Below are 20596 nucleotides of genomic sequence, written 5' to 3'. Positions count from 1 at the left end.
CACAACGGTATGCTAAGAACAAAAATGCCGTTCACTCTTAAGTGAACGGCATTAGCGCTACAAGAGCGCCGTTTATCTAAGAAAATCTGTATCGTAGAGTTAACTTAACGGTCTTAGGTAAGCAAGGAAACGCTTCTCTGCGAATTTGAAAATCGCAATGATGATAAACGTTAGCGCCATGTAGAATAGACCTGCAGTTAGGAAAGACTCGAATGGAGCGTAGTAACGAGAGTTGACCAAACGTGCAGCACCAGTTAGATCCATAATGGTTACGATACCTGCTACCGCTGAACCATGAAGCATAAAGATAACTTCGTTACTGTAAGCCGGTAATGCACGACGTAGAGCACTTGGCAAAATGATGCGGCGGTAAGTCTTTGGTGTGCTCATGCCGTACGCTTTCGCGGCTTCAACCTCACCTTTCGGTAAGCCATTAATAGCACCACGAATGATCTCTGCAGTATATGCTGATGTGTTCAGAATAAACGCAACTAAAGCACAGAACCACGCGTTTTCCCATAGTGTATCTTTTACTGGGAAGAATTGGTCCATACCGTAGTAAATCAGGTACAACTGCACCAATAACGGCGTACCACGGAAGAAATAAATGAACGACCAAGCCGGAGCGTTAATCAGCATATTTGGACTATTGCGAGCGATAGCTAATGGTATGGCTACGAATAAGCCAACAATCAAAGCGACACAAACCATCCAAGCCGTTGTCCACAAACCACCAAGGTAAATCGGCAGGCTTTCAATTATCAATGAAAAGTCCATAACTACCTCGCGTGGATACTGAATTTACGTTCAACCAACTTAAGTAAGCCCGTCGAAACACTGGTGAAGAATAAGAAGATGATTGCCACCGTCATATAGAAGGTAAATGGCATTTTGGTTGAACCCGCCGCCAGAGCGCTAACACGTACCATGTCTTCAAGGCCAATAATAGAAACCAGCGCGGTAGTTTTTAGTAAAACCAACCAGTTATTACCAAACCCCGGCAATGCGTGACGAATCATTTGCGGTAATAGAATACGACGGAATGCTAAGACAGGGCCCATGCCATAGGCCTTTGCCGCTTCCATCTCACCGCTGTCGACAGCCATTATCGCACCACGGAAGGTTTCTGCCATGTACGCGCCGAAGATGAATCCAATGGTTAAGACGCCAGCAATGAATGGGCTGACATCAATATAATCAGGTAGGTAAGCGGTCCATTCGTGGTTAGGGTCACTTGATGTGAACCACTCATTGAGCCACTCATTGATGGAATACAAACTGTTGTTTAAAAGGATTTGTCCACCAAAGAAAATTAGCATCATCAATACGAGATCGGGTATACCTCGAATAACGGTTGTGTAGAGGGTTGCAATTGCACGAGCCCAGCGATAAGGCGCGAGTTTAGCTAAGGCACCTAGCATACCAAGAACCATAGCTAAAATTAGCGACAGTAAGGCAACTTCGATTGTAAGCACCGCCCCTTTCAGGATCGACGCTTCATATCCTTGTAAATCAAACATAATGAATTCCAACAGAACTGCGAAAAAGTTGGTAAGACAGGGAGAGGTGAGCCTCTCCCTTAAGAAGTGACGCTAAAGATTACTTACCGTATACGTCGTAGTTGAAGTATTTAGCAGCGATATCTTGGTAGATGCCTTTTTCACGTAGTGAAAGGATTGCAGCATCTAATTGCTTAGTCAGATCTTTGTCTTGCTTACGTAGAGCAATACCAAAACCTTCACCGAACCACTTAGGATCAGTTAGTGATGGACCAACAAACTCGTAGTCTTCGCCACCCGCTTTGTTTAGTACGCCTTCTTCTAGAGCAGATGCATCACCCAGTACAGCAGCAACACGACCGTTAGCTAGATCAAGGTAGGCTTCGTCGAATGAGCCGTAACGAACGATTTCTACTGTGTCGCCGTAGTTATCTGTTAGGTACTTGTCGTGGGTTGTTGCACGTTGAACGGCAATTTTTTGACCACTTAGATCATCAAAGTTAAGGCCTGCACCTTTTTTAGCGATGAACTTGTTTGGGATAAGTGCGTATTTACCTGTGAAATCAATCTTTTTCTTGCGCTCTTCCGTGATAGACATTGCCGCAATGATCGCATCATATTTACGAGCAAGCAGAGAAGGAATAATACCATCCCAATCTTGTGCAACGATCTTACACTTCACCTGCATTTCAGTACAAAGCGCGTTAGCCATATCGACATCGAAGCCTTTCAGCGAACCGTCAGCTTCTGTCCAGCTAAATGGAGGGTAAGCACCTTCAATACCGAAACGTACTGTTTTCCATTCTTTTGCTTGAGCTACGCCCGTTGCAGCAGTTGCAGCAAGTGCCGCGACTAATAACCACTTTTTCATATCCCTACTCCTGTGATTTAGGTTTTCATGTTTTGCTAATTTTAATATTGTGTTTGTTGTTACTTATTAACTTACTTGTTGTGTTTCATTGTTAACACTGTCGCCATTTACCTTAGCAACAGCATTTCAATTCTGATTAGTAAATCGATGATATAAATTGTTGTAATCGCTCAGATTCAGGCTCAGTAAACAGTTTAGCTGGATCGCCCTGTTCTTCCACCAAGCCTTGATGTAAGAACATCACATGATTTGATACGTCACGAGCAAAAGCCATTTCATGTGTTACCACAAGCATGGTTCTTCCCTCTTCTGCTAGATCGCGCATTACACCAAGTACTTCCCCTACTAACTCAGGATCAAGTGCCGATGTTGGTTCATCAAATAGCATTACTTCAGGATCAACCGCTAACGCTCTTGCAATCGCAGCACGCTGTTGTTGTCCGCCAGATAAATGACCCGGGTAGTAATCTTTGCGTTCATATAGCCCTACTTTCTTCAGTAGCAGCTCAGCATTTTCAATCGCTTGTGCTTTAGGTACACCTAAGACGTGAACAGGCGCTTCGATAACATTTTCGAGAACGGTCAGATGAGACCACAGGTTGAAACCCTGAAAAACCATTGCTAAGCGAGAACGGATTCGCTGTACTTGTTTTTCATTGGCAGGAACAGAAACACCTTGGCGGTTGTTTTTCATTTGAATTAATTCACCATTAACCCAAATCTCGCCAGCAGTAGGTGTCTCTAAAAGGTTGATACATCTAAGGAAAGTACTTTTACCCGACCCTGAAGATCCGATAATCGATACTACATCGCCTTTATGCGCAGAAAGTGAAATTCCCTTTAAAACTTCATTTTGACCAAACGTTTTGTGTAAATCCTTTATGTCCAGCGCCGGTACATCTTTCATGCGCTTTCTCTCCCAAGTTTGTGAAAATGCAAGGTACTCCGACCTTTTCATGCGATACAAACTAGCACCACACGGAATAACATGCAACAAATTATTAACCTAATAATTTGGAATAAATAGCGATTCACTCTGACTTATTATGCAAAATGTAGCGTTTTCACCTCAATTTAATGAATGAGTTCTATCAATAAGTCGTAATTACCACTCTTACATTGTTTAAATAAAGTTAATCAAAATGAGATTCTCGTAGCTTGGTGCCTCACAAGAAAAACACATTTTGTGAACTTAAAAACTGCGCTGCCAACAAAATTTAACACCCGCAGTAGTACACCAAACTCACTATACGAGAACGTTATTTGAAGGTCGTTGAGTGGTTAAAACTTCATAGGCATAAGAGACCAGTTACTAATAGTGAAACCACTCAGTAAGTAAGAGGTATCCGGCTGATGCTATGTAGAGCAAGACATGAAGAAGATAGCTAACGTCAATTTGTGAAAACTAATTACACAATTCATCAACGGTACGTTAATGAATCGCTTCGTTTTGTAGCTTTCTTTCACATAAACTCATAAAGTGATCAAGATCAATCACCCTAAAGGGTAAGCTTGTTAGACTCAGCAGCAAAGAATAAGGCGTTAAAAATGCCAAACATTTCTTTTAACTTAGCTGCATAAAGCACATCAAAACCGTGCAACATAATATTAATAAGTTATAACTAAGAAATAACGCAATTACGCGAAATTTTATAATTCAATTTTAGAATTACTAACATAAAAATATGAGGAATCTATGTCAGACGTTGTGAATAATGCGAACTCTGAAGTAGAAGAGAAAAGCTATAAAGAGCTACACCGCCCTGCTTCTGAATTTGAGAGCCGCTCAGATTACTTAGATCACGAACTTCAAATCATGAAGCCTCGTCGTTTTGGCCTAAACCTTCCAGGCCGTGATTTCCGTTTTGAACTTGAAGATCTTGTTCCTGCACTTGCTGGTACCATCGGTATCATCGCGATGTACTCTGCAGTAATGATGTCTTGGGCTGATGGCCTAACTCAAGCTTGGGATCACGTAAACCTAGGTAAAGACTTCGCGATTGAAGTTGCTCGTGTAGAAATGCTGATTCCTGCACTGCTGTTCTGTATCCTTGCTTCTGGTTTCTTCAACCCGAAAGCAAACCTTGCCGGTAACCACGGCCCAATGATTCCTCTTATTGGTACCATCGCTCTCGCTGGTGCTCACCCTCTTGCATTGGCTATCCTTATCGGTGTCTTCGGTCTAATCCTAAGTTTCCTAAAAGGCGGCTCCAAGCTGGTTAACCTGACTTCGGAAGGTACCGCTGGTGGCTTGCTCATTTTCTTAGGCCTAACAGGCACCATGAGCCAAATTAACTCAATTCAAGCATGGGCGGTTGGTCTTCAATCTTCTACTGTTGAAGCGGGTAGCATGGGTTACGTTGGTTTAATCGTTCTTGCTATTACTATTGCTATCTATGCTTTCTTAGCAAAAGTGAACAAGCGTTGGTTAGCTATCCCAGTTTGTGCATTCACAGGCCTTGCTATTGCATTAGCATTGGGCGCTGGTTTCGATATCGTATTCGAAACTGAAATGGGTATCCCAAACCTAAACCCAGTTTACTGGTGGGGTTCGACTTCTGAAGGTTGGATGCTTGGCTTGCCAAACGTTGAACACTTCATCGCTTCTCTACCATTTGCAATCCTAGCGGTAGCGATGTGGTCACCTGACTTCCTAGGTCACCGTATCTTCCAAGAACTAAACTACCCTAAAAAGTCTGAAAAAGTTCTGATGGACGTTGATGACACTATGACTATGTGTTCAGTTCGTCAAATGGTGGGTACAGCGGTTGGTGGTGGTAACATCACTTCTTCTTGGGGTACTTACATGATCCCAGCAGCAATCGCGAAACGTCCAATTCCTGGCGGCGCAATCTTGCTTGGTTCTCTATGTATTATTGTTGCGATTCTTGGTTTCCCAATGGACGTTGCAGTATGGCCACCAGTGATGCGTGTTGCGCTACTTGTAGGTGTATCTCTACCTCTACTTGAAGCGGGTATGCAAATGGTTAAGGATTCAAAGGATTCTCAAGCAGCTGGTATCTGTATCTTCGGTTCAGCGGTTGTTAACCCTGTATTAGCATGGGCTCTGACTATGCTTCTTGATAACAACGGTCTAATTGGTGATAAAGAGCGTGCGAAGCGTCTATCATTTGTAGACAAGATTGTAATCCCAGTTGGCGTTTTAGTTATCTGTTTAGTAGCAATGCTTGCAGTTGGTATGCTAGAAAGTCAATATGGCCTAAAAGCTTGGCTATAATGCTCATTACTACACAAAAGTAGTATCGGGATTAAAAAAAAGTTTGGGTGGCAACCCCTGCCACTCAAATTTTTTCAACTTTTTTTGGCATTTATTGATTTAGTTTAAGGTTTACAGAAATTTTTTAGCGTAGTCTTGAATACATAGAGTAAAGACAACATATAAAAGGTAGTGACAATATATATAACCATATGACGCTCATATGCTCATATATATTGTTATTAATAAGAGTGTACTACCCTTACGAGGGGCGCTGGCTCAACAGTGTTAATGTACGTATTTTTTCTACTAAAAAGGTAGGTATGTCATGGCAGAGCAATTTGCTAAAGCTTGGGAAGATTTTGCTGCAGGTGAGTGGCAAAGCGAAGTAAACGTTCGTGATTTCATTCAAAAGAACTACACGCCATATGAAGGCGACGAGTCTTTCCTAGTTTCTGAGGGTACTGAAGCAACTAACAAGCTTTGGTCTTCGGTAATGGAAGGTATCAAACAGGAAAACGCAACTAAAGCACCTGTAGATTTCGATACTTCTGTTATCTCTACCATTACTGCTCACGATGCAGGTTACATTGAGAAAGATCTTGAGACTATCGTTGGTCTACAAACTGAGAAGCCACTAAAACGTGCAATCATCCCTAACGGTGGTGTACGTATGGTTGAAGGTTCTTGTAAAGCATACGGTGAAACTCTTGACCCAATGGTTTCAAAAATCTACTCAGAATACCGCAAAACACACAATGCTGGCGTTTTCGATATCTACACTCCTGATATCCTAAAATGTCGTAAGTCTGGTGTTCTGACTGGTCTTCCTGATGCTTACGGCCGTGGTCGTATCATTGGTGACTACCGTCGTGTTGCACTTTACGGTATCAACTTCCTAATGAAAGACAAAGCTGCTCAATTCGCTTCTCTACAAGAGCGTTTCGAGAACGGCGAAGATCTTGCTGCTACAATGCAATTGCGTGAAGAGATCTCTGAGCAACATCGTGCTCTAGGTCAAATCAAGCAAATGGCTGAGAAATACGGTTTCGATATCTCTGAGCCAGCTCAAACTGCTCAAGAAGCTATTCAGTGGACTTACTTCGGCTACCTAGCTGCGGTTAAATCTCAAAACGGTGCTGCAATGTCTCTAGGTCGTACTTCGACTTTCCTAGACATCTACATCGAGCGTGATATCGCTGCTGGCAAAATCACAGAAGACCAAGCACAAGAGATGATCGACCACTTCGTAATGAAGCTGCGTATGGTTCGTTTCCTACGTACTCCTGAGTACGATGAGCTATTCTCTGGCGACCCAATCTGGGCTACAGAGTCTATGGGTGGTATGGGTGTTGATGGTCGTACGCTAGTAACGCGTTCGAACTTCCGTTTCCTTAACTCTCTATACACTATGGGTCCTTCTCCAGAGCCAAACATCACTGTTCTTTGGTCTGAGCAACTACCTGACGGCTTCAAGCGTTTCTGTGCGAAGGTATCTATCGATACTTCTTCTATCCAGTACGAAAATGATGACCTAATGCGTCCTGACCTTGGTTCTGATGATTACGCAATCGCTTGTTGTGTATCACCAATGATCGTTGGTAAGCAAATGCAGTTCTTCGGCGCTCGTGCTAACCTTGCAAAAACTATGCTTTACGCAATCAACGGCGGCGTTGATGAGAAGCTTAAAATGCAAGTTGGCCCAGTTGGAGACAAGATCACTGACGAAGTACTTAACTACGATGACGTAATGGATCGCCTAGACACATTCATGGATTGGTTAGCTAAGCAATACGTGACAGCTCTAAACAGCATTCACTTCATGCACGACAAGTACAGCTACGAAGCGTCTCTAATGGCTCTTCATGACCGTGACGTTCGTCGTACTATGGCTTGTGGTATCGCTGGTCTGTCTGTTGCTGCTGACTCACTGTCTGCAATCAAATTCGCGACTGTTAAACCAATCCGCGACGAAGATGGCATTGCAACTGACTTCGAAATCGAAGGCGATTACCCTAAATACGGTAACAACGACTCTCGTGTAGATGATATCGCTTGTGAACTAGTTTCTACGTTCATGAACAAGATCCGTAAGCTTAAGACTTACCGTGATTCAATCCCTACACAGTCAGTTCTTACTATCACGTCTAACGTGGTATACGGTAAGAAAACAGGTAACACTCCAGACGGTCGTCGTGCTGGCGCTCCTTTCGCTCCTGGTGCAAACCCAATGCACGGTCGTGATGAGAAAGGCGCTGTAGCTTCACTAACGTCTGTAGGTAAACTACCGTTTGCTGATGCTCAAGATGGTATCTCTTACACTTTCTCTATCGTGCCAAACGCACTAGGTAAAGAAGAAGATAGCCAACGTGCTAACCTTGCAGGCCTAATGGATGGTTACTTCCACCACGAAGCTGGCATTGAAGGTGGTCAACACCTTAACGTGAACGTTCTTAACCGTGAAACTCTAGAAGACGCAGTTAAGCACCCTGAGAAATACCCTCAGCTAACGATTCGTGTTTCTGGTTACGCTGTACGCTTTAACTCTCTGACTACAGAGCAGCAAGCTGACGTAATCGCACGTACATTTACTGAGTCTCTATAAGCTCACGCTCAATAGACAGTAAAAACTATTAGCCTCGCCAATGTGCGGGGCTTTTTTATATCTACCCTAAATCTCATCAATGCCCCCTCCCCTTAGAAAGATTAGATTGGCCACAAAAAGCACACTCGCATTCACTTTTTTTCTACAAACCGACTCAAACTACGGTACTATTTCTGTTCATCATTTTAGAGTAACCGCTACATGAAATACCTTCGTTATTTACCACTGATTCTCCTCTCTTGTTCATCACTGGCATCTGAACGCTCTACGTTAACTTTTGCGTTAGACAACGATGGTATCTTTGGTGTCGATCAAGACTATACCAACGGTTTATTTCTGGGTTACACATCGTCAAGTATTACGCCATACGCTTGGGTAAAACCATTGAGCCTTTCCTATTGGGGCGCAAGCTCTTTAGATAAGTGGGAAATCACCATTGGTCACAAGATGTACACGCCTTCTGACATTGAATTAGAAAAACCATCAGCCAATGATCGTCCATACGCAGGTTACCTACATACAGAATTCAACTACATCAGCTTGAACCCACAACAAGCCCAGCGTTTTAACATCACGTTTGGTACTACAGGCGAGCGAGCACTTTCCGAAGACGCTCAAAAACTGGTTCACTCAATCACTAAATCAGACGAACCTATGGGTTGGAAGTATCAAGTTGATGATGAGTACGCAGGTAGCCTTGGTTACTTAAGTCATTTCAACCTAATGCGTAATCAAGCATTAGCGAATACTGACTTCGAGATATCTAACGTATCAGAGATCAACGTTGGTAATTTTAGAAGCGACATTTCTACTGGATTTATGTTCCGTTGGGGTACTGACTTGGGCGGCAACTTTGGCGCAGCGAACATCAGCACAGAAAACCCATTCAAAGCAGGCATGATAGGTGCTTCAAATACAGGTTGGTTTACTTACGCAGGTCTTGAAGGGCGTTACCGATTTAATGACCTGACTGTCGAAGAGGATCGTTCCGGTGTTAATGATTATGCAAAGAAAAATGACAAAGATCCTGCGATCTACGATGTGACTTTAGAAAACATTCAAGCGACAGCCGTACTTGGTGTTGCTTGGTATAACCGATACGTTGGTGCTTCTTTCGCACTTACCGCAAAAACACCCGATTACCAAGAAGCAACAAAGTCAGTGTACGGTACTGGTGGCATCACTATGTTTGCTTTCTTCTAGCCATAGAAAAGGCTTTCACCGCCTGCTTTTCAAGTTAAATAAAGGCAATCATCTTCACAGGTGATTGCCTTTATTTTTAAAGACCTAGTTACTATTTGACCCTATTTTATGTACCGTTTTTGTAATAAAATAAACGGTATAAATTCCTATACGAGAATAGCTCATGTCTACAACTGGTCGCATTCACTCATTCGAATCTTGTGGTACTGTCGATGGCCCTGGTATCCGCTTTATTGTGTTTCTTCAAGGCTGCTTAATGCGTTGTATGTACTGCCATAATCGCGATACATGGGATCTTCATGACGGAAAGGAAGTAACGGTCGAAGAGATCATTAACGAAGCAAAATCATACCGTCATTTCATGAAAGCCTCTGGCGGTGGTATCACCTGTTCAGGTGGCGAAGCGATGCTACAACCTGAGTTTGTTCGTGATTTTTTCCGCGCGGCTCAAGCTGAAGGCATCCACACTTGTCTTGATACTAATGGCTATATTCGTAAACACACTGAAGTGGTCGATGAAGTACTAGAAGCCTCTGATCTGGTAATGCTGGATCTTAAACATATGCGAGATGAAATTCACCACGATTTCATTGGTGTATCCAACCGACGTACTCTGGATTTTGCACGCTACCTACACAAAATAGGTAAGAAGACGTGGATTCGTTATGTGATTGTTCCTGGCTACACAGATACGCCAGAAGATGCGCATCTTCTGGGTGAATTCATTAAGGACATGGATAACATCGAAAAAGTAGAACTGCTTCCATACCACAAGCTAGGTGCTCATAAGTGGGAAGCATTGGGTCACGACTACCCTCTTGAAGGTACAAATCCGCCAAGCAAAGAAAAAATGGACGAGATTGTTGCTATCCTCAGTCAATACCATTCAAACGTAAAATACTAATTTAGACTTACGTTAATAGTGATTTCAAACGCCTCAATTTCGATTGGGGCGTTTTCTTTTTTGGTTAAAACAATCCTTTCACTTTTCTTTACAACTTTTGTTTATCAATTCAAAAAATCATATTAAATCCGTGTTGAGATCATGTTTCCACTCTTAGGAATGCTGTTACTCTTACTGCAACAAAATAATATAACATTTAGTTTTTTAGTGAGGTTCCTCCCATGGAAATGACCAATGCTCAGCGTCTAATTCTATCAAATCAATACTACCTAATGTCTCAAATGGATCCTGAGAACTCAGCTAAATACCAGCGTCTACAAACGATTGTAGAACGTGGTTACGAACTCCAAATGCGTGAGCTTAACAAAGAATTTGGTTGTTTAACTGAAGCAGAATGTCGCGAAATTATCGACATTATGGAGATGTACCATGCGATGCAAGAGTCGAATAAAATGCTTGCAGATCAAGAGCGTGCGGAAGTCGATCAACGTCGTCTACAATTCCTAGGTTTCGATATCGCTTCTGAAGCACAAATCGTACATTACGTGCGTTTCCTTGTTGACTCTGAAGGACTTTACCCTCAATTTGACAAAGCAGATCACCACTTCAATAGTCAAATGCCAATGTTAGAAAAGTACCGTCGCATGCTAACAACGTGGCGTAACTGCCCTCGTCAGTACCACCTATGTGCGACAGAGCTATCTCAAATATTTAGTGCTTAGTGCATTAGAAGATTAGCTTTAACTAGGCTTATAAAATTTCAAAAAAAGGGTTACTCATCATGAGTAACCCTTTTTTAATATTCATATATGAAGCAATAAGCCAAAGCTCCTAAAATACATAAGCGACACCGACGTTTGCGGCCATGTTAATGCCACTTTCAAGTATTGGGCTATTTTCAATATCACCTTCAAGGTTGGTATAACGAACACCACCAGCGATGGTCTTTAAAGAAATGGCATTGGCTGCTTGATATTGGAGAGTGTCGCACTTCGCAGTTGAATTCGGGCATGTAGAACTTGTTTTATTTTAAGTCAAAGATAATAAACAGTAATGGCATAACCACCGCTGAAATTACATTCCATAACATATGAGAAATAAAGACAGAAAGGCAAGCATAAATATTGCCATATCTCATCCGTACATATTCATATGTTAAAGCTAGAGCAAGTCCAGTTGCCAACACTATAATTGCGTTTATCGTAGAATTACCTAGGTGACACAAAGAAAATATAGTAGCTGAACCTAAAATTGAGAATGTTGGGCTTCCTTGTGCATGACGAAGAATCGTTTGTATAAAACATTGAAATATTAGAGTTTCAGTAAATGGTGCATCAATTAATATAAAAAACAATGCAGAAAAAATTTCATCATCACTCGTATCCAGAAGAATATTACCAAAGCCATTTAGAAGGAAATAATCTAAAAAAACAAAGATCAATGCCCATAACCATGCTAAACCGTAAACGCGAATAAAAAACTGTTTACTATTTAATTCTAACGCATCGTAAATTAAACAATTCATCCTGAAAACCAAGTTAAATCTCCATATTTAATACTCATTAAAGCTATTTAACCCATATCCCTCAGCATAAATAAAATAGCTATCAATTTTTATTGATAATAATTAATCATATTATTTCCGTACAAAACGTGACACGCAAGGCATATACACACGACTTATATGTAAAATAAGATTTCGAATGTTGTTGACATCTAGATCAAATAGGTTTCATCGAAAAGAAGGGGCTCTGGGAGGTGTTATATGAACAGGTATAAGAGAGTGGAATTAAGCCATTGAAAGAGTTCGTTCAAAAACTGAGTCCTTATCTTCACGGCATTATCGCATCGGCAAGTTCCCCGTTAAATACTTGCACATTGGAATATGGGTAAACAACAAGATAAAGCTAATCAAGTGAATGTAGCACTTATTATCTGAAATTGGGGGTATCGAGATACAGTCTACTTCTTCTTGAAGATAAAAGTGGCTTTCTCCGGAAAGCCGCTGTGAACCAATAAAAAGGGTTACTCATCATGAGTAACCCTTTTTTCTTTTCGTCTATAACGAGAAAAACAACAGCACCTAGAAGACGTATGCTACGCCAACATTCGCTGCCATATTAATACCGCTTTCAAGTATTGGGCTGTTCTCAATATCACCTTCAAGGTTGGTATATCGCACACCGCCGGTTACTCGAACATTTGGCGTCACATGCAGATAACCACCTAAACCGATAAAGTATTGGCCATCCCAGTCAGCGTCAAATTCATCTAAATTGGTTCTCGCCGCTTCCGATGAACTCACTCCGTACAGGTGATTATTCAAACGCTTACTGTTATACGAGTAACCAATAGATGGTGTAATCGCCCAGCCATTACGACGAATTGGTAGGCGCCATGCCGCTTCTGCATAGATGCCATTGTGCCTAAACCCTAAGTCTGAGCCCGCTGTCGCTTCAAACATACCGACCAATGTAATCACTTGATAGCTTACACCTCCCAACACCGACGCTTTACGCTCATCTAACTTTTGAATATCAACGTTATCAGAATCACCCGGCTTTAATGTCCTCGAATCATAAACCGCTCGAAACACGATATTCTGTGGTGAGCCCGCAGGAAGTAAGCGATAACCCGCACTGAATCCACGCATGAAAAAGTGCTCACCTTCATAACCAATCATAGGGATCACAGCACGGTTTGACGGTGTATCTTTATAGACAGCAGGAGAATAAGAAGCGGCAACGCCTAGTGACCACTGTGAGATTTTTGCATGTGTTGCTGTCGAAGCCAGTAACGCAACACTGATAGCCACTATTTTTAACCCATAATTCTTCACTACATCTACCTATTTATTGAGCAATTTTTGATAACGCCGCGCATTATATGGTACTTCATTCCAGAAGATCAATAGAGCTCAGTTATACATCTAATACACATAAATTCAGTGTGAGTATTATTAAGCGACCTAAAATCACAAAACAAACGGCTAGATCCCCTCGAATGTAAAATAATTGGATTCTACACGCCTCAAGTTGCCTATTGCGCTCGCTAGGTTTTTCACACGCAAAATTGTAAATAAATACATAATTGTTAAGCAAAATTGTGCAAGCGGGTCTAACCTTAAAATGTAGGGAGAGCCTATTTTTCAATCGCTCATCAGTTTTGACTGGTTAACAAGGGGAATGTGACTATGAGTATTTTTGACCACTATCAATCACGTTATGAAGCAGCCAAGGAAGAAGAGCTCACATTGCAAGAGTTCTTAGGGCTGTGTAAAGACGATAAAAGTGCTTACGCTAACGCTGCCGAGCGCTTATTACTCGCCATCGGCGAACCGGAGGTTATAGACACCGCTCAAGACCCCCATCTAAGTCGTATTTTCTCGAACCGTGTCATCTCACGCTACAGCGAATTTAAAGATTTCTACGGCATGGAAGATGCGATTGAACAGATTGTTTCTTACCTAAAACACGCTGCACAAGGCTTAGAAGAACGGAAGCAAATCCTTTACCTGCTTGGCCCTGTGGGCGGTGGTAAATCATCCCTTGCTGAAAAACTCAAAGCACTGATGCAAAAGCTACCAATCTATGTGCTGTCTGCAGATGGTGAACGAAGCCCTGTGAATGATCACCCCTTCTGTCTATTCGACGTAAACGAAGATGGCGACCTTTTGAAACAAGAGTACGGAATAGAGAAACGTTACATACGCTCTATCATGTCACCTTGGGCAGCGAAACGCCTCCATGATTTCGGTGGTGATATCTCTAGATTTAAAGTCATCAAACTACGCCCTTCGATTCTCGACCAAGTTGCGATCGCGAAGACAGAGCCTGGTGATGAAAACAACCAAGATATTTCGTCTCTGGTTGGTAAAGTCGATATTCGTAAACTTGAACACTTCTCTCAAGATGACCCTGATGCCTACAGTTACTCTGGTGCGCTGTGTAAAGCCAACCAAGGTGTGATGGAATTCGTGGAGATGTTCAAGGCGCCAATCAAAGTCTTGCACCCACTTCTAACGGCAACGCAAGAAGGTAACTTCAACGGTACTGAAGGACTTTCTGCACTGCCGTTTGACGGTATGATTCTGGCTCACTCAAACGAATCCGAGTGGCAGACCTTCCGTAACAACAAAAACAACGAAGCCTTTCTCGACCGTGTGTACATTGTAAAAGTCCCTTACTGTCTGCGCGTCTCTGAAGAAGTTAAGATCTACCAAAAACTGCTTGAGCACAGTGAGCTATCCAAAGCCCCTTGTTCACCAAGCACACTCGATCTGCTATCGCAATTCAGCATCCTATCGAGACTGAAAGAGCCTGAAAACTCTTCTCTGTTCTCAAAAATGCGTGTTTACGATGGTGAAACTCTAAAAGACACCGATCCAAAAGCGAAGAGCTACCAAGAGTACCGAGATTATGCCGGCGTTGACGAAGGCATGTCTGGGCTATCAACGCGTTTCGCCTTTAAGATCCTGTCTCGTGTATTTAACTTCGACCAAGCCGAAGTGGCGGCAAACCCGGTTCACTTGTTCTACGTGATTGAACAGCAAATTGAACGTGAGCAGTTCCCTCAAGAGACCGCTGAGAAGTATCTTGAGTTCTTGAAAGGATACCTAGTACCGCGTTACGTAGAATTCATTGGTAAAGAAATTCAAACCGCTTACCTAGAGTCTTACTCTGAGTACGGACAGAATATCTTCGACCGCTATGTCACCTACGCGGACTTCTGGATTCAAGACCAAGAGTACCGCGATCCAGAAACAGGACAGCTATTTGACCGTGCTTCTCTGAATGGTGAACTAGAGAAAATCGAGAAAACAGCAGGGATCAGTAACCCTAAAGACTTCCGAAATGAGATTGTGAACTTCGTGCTTCGTGCCAAAGCCAACAATAACGGTCAAAACCCAGTTTGGACGAGCTACGAGAAACTGCGCACTGTAATTGAGAAGAAAATGTTCTCTAACACAGAAGAGCTACTTCCTGTTATTTCGTTCAATGCTAAGACCTCAACGGATGATCAGAAAAAACACGACGACTTCGTTGCTCGTATGATGGAAAAAGGCTACACCGAGAAACAAGTGAGACTGCTATCTGAGTGGTACCTAAGAGTTCGTAAATCCTCATAACCAAACTGTATTGAGCTGCTCAACTGAGCAGCTCATACAAACCAATAACTCTTACAACCTATAGAAAGTAGGATCGCAACATCAGCTGAGAGGGAGTTCTTATGGCACAATTTATCGATCGGAGGCTCAATGGCAAGAATAAGAGTGCTGTGAATAGACAGCGTTTCTTACGACGCCATAAAGAGCAAATCAAAGAATCTGTGGCCGATGCAGTCAACCGACGCTCAATCACCAATACTGAAACCGGTGAAGACGTCACTATTCCTCATAAAGACATCAAAGAGCCAAGCTTTCACCAAGGTCAAGGCGGCGTAAGAGAACGCGTTCACCCAGGTAATGACCAGTTCATCACGGGCGATAAAATTGAACGTCCTAAAGGTGGCGGTCAAGGTGGTGGCTCAGGCCAGGGTGACGCAAGCCCTGATGGCGAAGGCCAAGATGAATTTACCTTCCAAATTTCAAAAGATGAATATCTTGATATTCTCTTTGAAGATTTAGCTCTGCCTAATCTAGAGAAAAATCAGGTCAACAAAATCACTGAATGGAAAACACACCGTTCTGGTTACCAAAGCGCGGGGATTCCGTCTAACATCGCTATCGTTCGTTCACTGCAACAATCTCTGGCTCGTAGAACCGCGATGACAGCAGGTAAAAAGCGCGAGCTCAACATACTGATGGAGCAACTTGACCAAGTAAAAATGACAGAACCAGCACAACCTTTCGAAGAGAGTCGCTTGAAAGAAGAGATTGCTGAGTTACGTAAAAAAATTGAAAGCGTGCCGTTCATTGACACCTTCGACCTGCGTTTTAAAAACTACGAGAAGCGCCCTATTCTATCTAGCCAAGCCGTTATGTTCTGTCTAATGGATGTATCTGGCTCAATGGATCAAGCTACCAAGGACATCGCAAAACGCTTCTACGTACTGCTTTACTTATTCCTCAATCGCACATATGAAAACGTCGATGTTGTGTTTATTCGTCACCATACTCAGGCTAAAGAAGTTGACGAACATGAGTTCTTCTATTCACAAGAAACTGGCGGCACGATCGTTTCTAGTGCACTGAAACTAATGAAAGAAATTGTCGCAGATCGTTATCCTGCTAATGAGTGGAATATCTACGCAGCACAAGCTTCTGATGGAGATAACTGGGCTGATGACTCGCCTCGCTGTAAAGAATTGCTGGTCAATACGCTATTGCCGACTTGCCAATATTATTCTTACATCGAGATTACGCGCCGTTCACACCAAACGCTTTGGCACGAGTACGAGAAGCTAGAAGCTAGCTTCGATAACTTCGCCATGAAGAACATTAAAACGGTGGATGATATTTTTCCTGTGTTTAGAGAACTGTTCCAGAAAGAGACTGCGTAAGGGAGTTTGCCATGACAGCGAAATCAAACGTTGCAGAGAAAGACAAATCTGCACAGAAGAAAAACGACAAGATGCTGCCTGATGGTCCAGATTGGACGTTCAACCTCTTGGAACAATATCACGTAGAAATTAAGCGTGTGGCGCAGCATTACCGTTTAGACACTTACCCGAACCAGATTGAAGTGATTACCTCTGAGCAGATGATGGATGCTTACTCCAGCATTGGTATGCCCATCAATTACAACCACTGGTCTTTTGGTAAGAAGTTCATCCAGACAGAGCAAAACTACAAACACGGCCAAATGGGCTTAGCGTACGAAATCGTGATCAACTCAGATCCGTGTATCGCTTACTTAATGGAAGAGAACACGGTCACGATGCAAGCGTTGGTAATGGCGCATGCCTGTTACGGCCATAACTCGTTCTTTAAGGGTAATTACCTGTTCCAAACCTGGACTGATGCAAGCTCGATTATCGACTATCTATTATTCGCGAAAAAATACATTACCGATTGCGAAGAAAAATACGGTGTAGCTGAAGTCGAGAAACTTCTCGATTCTTGTCATGCTCTCATGAACTACGGCGTAGACAGATACAAACGCCCAGAAAAGATTTCCATTGCAGAAGAAACCGCAAGACAAGAAGAACGTGAAGCGTATCTGCAATCTCAAGTGAACGAACTTTGGAGAACGGTTCCTCAGAACAAAAGTAAGGAAGAAGAGACCAAGATACGTTTCCCTAGTGAGCCTCAAGAAAACATTCTGTACTTTATTGAGAAGAACGCCCCACTGCTTGAACCTTGGCAACGTGAGTGTGTTCGTATTGTTCGCAAGGTAAGCCAATACTTCTATCCTCAGAAACAAACTCAAGTAATGAATGAGGGCTGGGCAACCTTCTGGCATTACACCATTCTTAACCACCTTTACGACGAAGGCTTGGTGAGTGATAAGTTCATCTTAGAGTTTCTACACAGTCACACCAGTGTGGTTGCTCAACCCGCCTACAATAGCCCTTATTTCAGCGGAATAAACCCTTATGCGCTTGGCTTTGCGATGTTTAGAGACATTCGACGTATCTGTGAAGAACCCACCGATGAAGACAAAGAATGGTTCCCTGAATTAGCCGGAAGTGATTGGTTAGAGGCGGTGCACTTTGCCATGCACAATTTCAAAGATGAAAGCTTTATCAGCCAATACCTTTCACCAAAGATCATTCGAGACTTTAAACTATTTTCTGTGCTCGACGACGACCGCAAAAACACCATTGAGATAAGTGCTATTCACGATGACCCAGGCTATCGCTTGATTCGTGAAAAGCTTGCGGCGCAATACAACCTAAGTAACCTTGAGCCGAATATTCAGGTGTTTAACGTCGATGTTCGTGGTGATCGCTCGATGACACTGCAGTATGTGCCTCACGGCCGTATACCGCTTGATAAAGGCTACGACGAAGTGATGAAACATCTCTATCGCTTATGGGGCTTTGATGTAATTTTGGAAGAGCTCAAAGATACGGGTCATAGAGAGATTCTGACGACTTGTCCAAAACGTAATGATTATGGAGCCAAGATTTAATATCAATCACAGTAAGTCAGTGCTTGGTATAAAACTCCGCTCCCCCTACAACATAGTGGTCACCCGCTCGGAAGTGGAGCAATAAAAAAGCGCATAAGTCTTATGACTTATGCGCTTTCTTTTTAAGGCTCAAACGTCTGCAAATGAACGTAAGGCACTAAACCTAGAACTAGAACTCAATAAGCTTAAACAATCGGCTTTTGACCACGTTCAATCAGCTTCATCAGCACGCTGTCTGCAGATTTACCTGCCACGCCCGCTAGTTTGTCTGACAGCTTTTTCTTCTGTACGTAGTGAATCGCTAGAACTGTTTTGTCCTTACATGCCGCTACGACTAAATCATCAGAAGTGCTAATCTCATCCACCAGCCCAAGTTCATGCGCTTGTGTACCAAACCAGTGCTCACCCGTTGCTACTTTTTCAAGATCTAGCGCAGGTCGGTGGTCACGGATGAAATCTTTAAACAAACCATGAGTTTCCTCTAGCTCTTCTTTAAACTTCTCGCGTGCTTTATCACTGTTCTCACCAAACATAGTAAGCGTGCGTTTGTACTCACCTGCCGTTAGCTGTTCGAATTCAATGTCGTGCTTTTTAAGCAGTTTGTTGAAGTTTGGCAGTTGAGCGATAACACCAATAGAACCAACAATAGCAAACGGTGCAGATACGATTTTGTCTGCGATACATGCCATCATGTAACCGCCACTTGCTGCGACTTTATCTACCGAGATAGTCAGAGGCAGACCTGCCGCTTTGATACGGTCAAGTTGAGAAGACGCCAGACCATAGCCGTGAACCATACCACCGCCAGACTCAAGCTTAAGCAATACTTCATCACCTTCACGAGCAACAGCCAGAACCGCCGTTACCTCTTCACGTAATGAAGCCACTTCTTTCGCATCAATGCTGCCATTAAAATCAAGAACGAATAGGTGTGGTTCACGCTTGCTATCAAGCTCACCCTCTTTCGCTGCTTTCTTCACTTCTTTGCCACGTGATTTTACTTTTTCTTTTTCCGCTTTCTTTTCTGCTTTATCACGTGCTTTGATGAAAGCATCATCATGCAAATGGTGCTCTAGTTGTTCAATCGTTTGTTTGTGATGCTCAGATAGGTTCGTGATTTCCAGCTCACCTTTAATTGCGCTTGATTTTCCACCCACAGATTTAGCTATCACTAAAATTGCAATGATGGCGATTACAACGGTCGCAATCTTGGCTAAAAACAAGCCGTAGTCCAACAAAAATTCCAATGTCATATCCCCTATTGTATGAATTAGTGTATTGTAACCATCTTGTCACGATTACCAAGAATTTCTCATCATTCCTGCGGTTATCTGTGTGATTAAACATCAATGGAATGACGAACATAATAAAAGAAAGAAGGATAAGCACAGTGGATTACCCAATCTCTACAGATGCCCTCAAAGATAAAGTAATTTTGGTTACAGGTGCCGGTGCTGGCATTGGTCGCCAAGCCGCGCTAAGTTTCGCTCAACATGGTGCAACTGTTATTCTGTTAGGACGCAATGTCAAAAACCTTGAATTGATTTACGATGAAATCGAAAGCGCTGGTTACCCACAGCCTGCGATTATCCCATTGGATTTAAAAGGCGCGACAAAACAGAACTACATCGACATGGCTGAAACCATTGAATCACAGTTCGGTCGTTTAGATGGTCTACTGCATAACGCAGGTGTGCTTGGCACGTTAAGTCCATTCGATCAAATCGATGAAGAAACGTTTGATGGCGTCATGCAAATCAACGTTAAAGCTGAATTTCTAATGACTCAAGCGTTACTGCCTGTCATTAAGAAAGCGGAAGCGGGTCGTATTGTCTTTACCTCTTCAACGGTTGGTCACTCTGGCCGCGCGTTCTGGGGCACTTACGCGATTTCAAAGTTTGCTACAGAAGGCATGATGCAGATCTTAGCCGATGAGCTTGAAGGTACCGATATTCGTGTTAATGCGATTAACCCAGGCGGTACTCAAACACGCATGCGTGCAAAAGCGTACCCAGGTGAAGATGCGAACAAGTTAAAAACGCCACTAGACATCATCCCGCTGTATCTACACTTAATGAACCCAAGTGTGACAGACATTAATGGCCAATGTATCGATGCTCAACCTAAGTAGCTGATATTATGAGCAATAACAAAAAGTCGCTTTAATAGCCAACACCTATCATTTAAGGTGTTTAGATCGCACAGTGTAGCGAGTCTTACTA

Annotated in this window: 16 protein-coding genes and 2 pseudogenes; 10 read left to right on the top strand and 8 right to left on the bottom strand. The window is 42.8% G+C overall.

The window, feature by feature from the left end:
• Window positions 1-99: 99 nt before the first annotated feature.
• The 4 genes from AB6E08_RS18825 to AB6E08_RS18810 form a co-directional block, all read right to left on the bottom strand.
• The gene (locus AB6E08_RS18825; protein ID WP_017097697.1) at window positions 100-777 is read right to left on the bottom strand and encodes an ABC transporter permease; all 678 of its coding nucleotides are present in this window, start codon (window positions 775-777) and stop codon (window positions 100-102) included.
• A gap of 2 nt (window positions 778-779) precedes the next feature.
• Complete coding sequence (locus AB6E08_RS18820) at window positions 780-1520, bottom strand: ABC transporter permease (protein WP_012603591.1); 741 nt, start codon at window positions 1518-1520, stop codon at window positions 780-782.
• A gap of 79 nt (window positions 1521-1599) precedes the next feature.
• Window positions 1600-2370, bottom strand: a complete 771-nt coding sequence (locus AB6E08_RS18815; protein ID WP_009846319.1) for an ABC transporter substrate-binding protein — start codon at window positions 2368-2370, stop codon at window positions 1600-1602.
• Window positions 2371-2506: 136 nt separating this feature from the next.
• Window positions 2507-3277: an ABC transporter ATP-binding protein gene (locus AB6E08_RS18810; RefSeq protein WP_004736532.1), complete on the bottom strand. Its 771-nt coding sequence runs from the start codon at window positions 3275-3277 to the stop codon at window positions 2507-2509.
• Between the two features lie 789 nt (window positions 3278-4066).
• On the opposite strand from AB6E08_RS18810, the gene AB6E08_RS18805 reads away from it, so the two are divergent.
• The 5 genes from AB6E08_RS18805 (at window position 4067) to AB6E08_RS18785 (ending at window position 11021) form a co-directional block, all read left to right on the top strand.
• Complete coding sequence (locus AB6E08_RS18805; protein WP_009846317.1) at window positions 4067-5608, top strand: DUF3360 family protein; 1542 nt, start codon at window positions 4067-4069, stop codon at window positions 5606-5608.
• 307 nt (window positions 5609-5915) lie between these two features.
• Entirely contained in the window at window positions 5916-8192 is a 2277-nt protein-coding gene (gene pflB / locus AB6E08_RS18800) for a formate C-acetyltransferase (RefSeq protein WP_017102065.1), read from the top strand.
• A 201-nt stretch (window positions 8193-8393) separates the two neighbouring features.
• Window positions 8394-9395, top strand: a complete 1002-nt coding sequence (locus AB6E08_RS18795; RefSeq protein ID WP_017102806.1) for a lipid A deacylase LpxR family protein — start codon at window positions 8394-8396, stop codon at window positions 9393-9395.
• Window positions 9396-9558: 163 nt separating this feature from the next.
• Entirely contained in the window at window positions 9559-10299 is a 741-nt protein-coding gene (pflA, locus tag AB6E08_RS18790; protein ID WP_009846312.1) for a pyruvate formate lyase 1-activating protein, read from the top strand.
• A gap of 221 nt (window positions 10300-10520) precedes the next feature.
• Window positions 10521-11021, top strand: coding sequence for a YfbU family protein (locus AB6E08_RS18785; RefSeq protein ID WP_009846313.1), 501 nt, complete (start codon window positions 10521-10523; stop codon window positions 11019-11021).
• A 109-nt stretch (window positions 11022-11130) separates the two neighbouring features.
• Here AB6E08_RS18785 and AB6E08_RS18780 read toward each other — a convergent pair.
• Both AB6E08_RS18780 and AB6E08_RS18775 read right to left on the bottom strand, forming a co-directional pair.
• Window positions 11131-11241: pseudogene (locus AB6E08_RS18780) on the bottom strand (MipA/OmpV family protein); the annotation flags it as partial.
• A gap of 82 nt (window positions 11242-11323) precedes the next feature.
• Window positions 11324-11824, bottom strand: coding sequence for a CPBP family intramembrane glutamic endopeptidase (locus AB6E08_RS18775; RefSeq protein WP_017102807.1), 501 nt, complete (start codon window positions 11822-11824; stop codon window positions 11324-11326).
• Between the two features lie 254 nt (window positions 11825-12078).
• Here AB6E08_RS18775 and AB6E08_RS18770 point away from each other — a divergent pair.
• A pseudogene (locus AB6E08_RS18770) lies at window positions 12079-12310 on the top strand (transposase); the annotation flags it as partial.
• A 72-nt stretch (window positions 12311-12382) separates the two neighbouring features.
• Here the strand turns inward: AB6E08_RS18770 and AB6E08_RS18765 are convergent.
• Window positions 12383-13138, bottom strand: coding sequence for a MipA/OmpV family protein (locus AB6E08_RS18765; RefSeq protein WP_372031956.1), 756 nt, complete (start codon window positions 13136-13138; stop codon window positions 12383-12385).
• Between the two features lie 354 nt (window positions 13139-13492).
• On the opposite strand from AB6E08_RS18765, the gene AB6E08_RS18760 reads away from it, so the two are divergent.
• From AB6E08_RS18760 to AB6E08_RS18750, 3 genes are all read left to right on the top strand, one after another.
• Complete coding sequence (locus tag AB6E08_RS18760; protein WP_004736581.1) at window positions 13493-15427, top strand: PrkA family serine protein kinase; 1935 nt, start codon at window positions 13493-13495, stop codon at window positions 15425-15427.
• A 101-nt stretch (window positions 15428-15528) separates the two neighbouring features.
• Window positions 15529-16800, top strand: coding sequence for a YeaH/YhbH family protein (locus AB6E08_RS18755; protein ID WP_372067046.1), 1272 nt, complete (start codon window positions 15529-15531; stop codon window positions 16798-16800).
• An 11-nt stretch (window positions 16801-16811) separates the two neighbouring features.
• The gene (locus tag AB6E08_RS18750; RefSeq protein ID WP_017102060.1) at window positions 16812-18374 is read left to right on the top strand and encodes a SpoVR family protein; all 1563 of its coding nucleotides are present in this window, start codon (window positions 16812-16814) and stop codon (window positions 18372-18374) included.
• Between the two features lie 185 nt (window positions 18375-18559).
• Here the strand turns inward: AB6E08_RS18750 and sohB are convergent, their stop codons facing one another.
• A complete protein-coding gene (gene sohB, locus AB6E08_RS18745; RefSeq protein ID WP_009849001.1) occupies window positions 18560-19621 on the bottom strand; it encodes a protease SohB in 1062 nt (353 codons plus the stop codon).
• 143 nt (window positions 19622-19764) lie between these two features.
• Here sohB and AB6E08_RS18740 point away from each other — a divergent pair, with 143 nt between their 5' ends.
• Window positions 19765-20505: a YciK family oxidoreductase gene (locus AB6E08_RS18740; protein WP_029225624.1), complete on the top strand. Its 741-nt coding sequence runs from the start codon at window positions 19765-19767 to the stop codon at window positions 20503-20505.
• Window positions 20506-20596: the final 91 nt, after the last annotated feature.

This window comes from Vibrio sp. 10N.247.310.24 (assembly GCF_041467175.1).
GTDB lineage: Bacteria > Pseudomonadota > Gammaproteobacteria > Enterobacterales > Vibrionaceae > Vibrio > Vibrio tasmaniensis_A.
This window is presented reverse-complemented; position numbering and strand designations above follow the sequence as displayed.

Excerpts from the sequence above, each read along its gene's own strand:
- AB6E08_RS18795 (WP_017102806.1), top strand. The coding sequence starts at position 8,394 with ATGAAATACCTTCGTTATTTACCACTGATTCTCCTCTCTTGTTCATCA.
- AB6E08_RS18810 (WP_004736532.1), bottom strand. The coding sequence starts at position 3,277 with ATGAAAGATGTACCGGCGCTGGACATAAAGGATTTACACAAAACGTTT.
- AB6E08_RS18760 (WP_004736581.1), top strand. The coding sequence starts at position 13,493 with ATGAGTATTTTTGACCACTATCAATCACGTTATGAAGCAGCCAAGGAA.
- AB6E08_RS18750 (WP_017102060.1), top strand. The coding sequence starts at position 16,812 with ATGACAGCGAAATCAAACGTTGCAGAGAAAGACAAATCTGCACAGAAG.
- AB6E08_RS18820 (WP_012603591.1), bottom strand. The coding sequence starts at position 1,520 with ATGTTTGATTTACAAGGATATGAAGCGTCGATCCTGAAAGGGGCGGTG.
- AB6E08_RS18805 (WP_009846317.1), top strand. The coding sequence starts at position 4,067 with ATGTCAGACGTTGTGAATAATGCGAACTCTGAAGTAGAAGAGAAAAGC.
- AB6E08_RS18785 (WP_009846313.1), top strand. The coding sequence starts at position 10,521 with ATGGAAATGACCAATGCTCAGCGTCTAATTCTATCAAATCAATACTAC.
- pflA (WP_009846312.1), top strand. The coding sequence starts at position 9,559 with ATGTCTACAACTGGTCGCATTCACTCATTCGAATCTTGTGGTACTGTC.
- AB6E08_RS18755 (WP_372067046.1), top strand. The coding sequence starts at position 15,529 with ATGGCACAATTTATCGATCGGAGGCTCAATGGCAAGAATAAGAGTGCT.
- AB6E08_RS18775 (WP_017102807.1), bottom strand. The coding sequence starts at position 11,824 with ATGAATTGTTTAATTTACGATGCGTTAGAATTAAATAGTAAACAGTTT.
- pflB (WP_017102065.1), top strand. The coding sequence starts at position 5,916 with ATGGCAGAGCAATTTGCTAAAGCTTGGGAAGATTTTGCTGCAGGTGAG.
- AB6E08_RS18815 (WP_009846319.1), bottom strand. The coding sequence starts at position 2,370 with ATGAAAAAGTGGTTATTAGTCGCGGCACTTGCTGCAACTGCTGCAACG.
- AB6E08_RS18825 (WP_017097697.1), bottom strand. The coding sequence starts at position 777 with ATGGACTTTTCATTGATAATTGAAAGCCTGCCGATTTACCTTGGTGGT.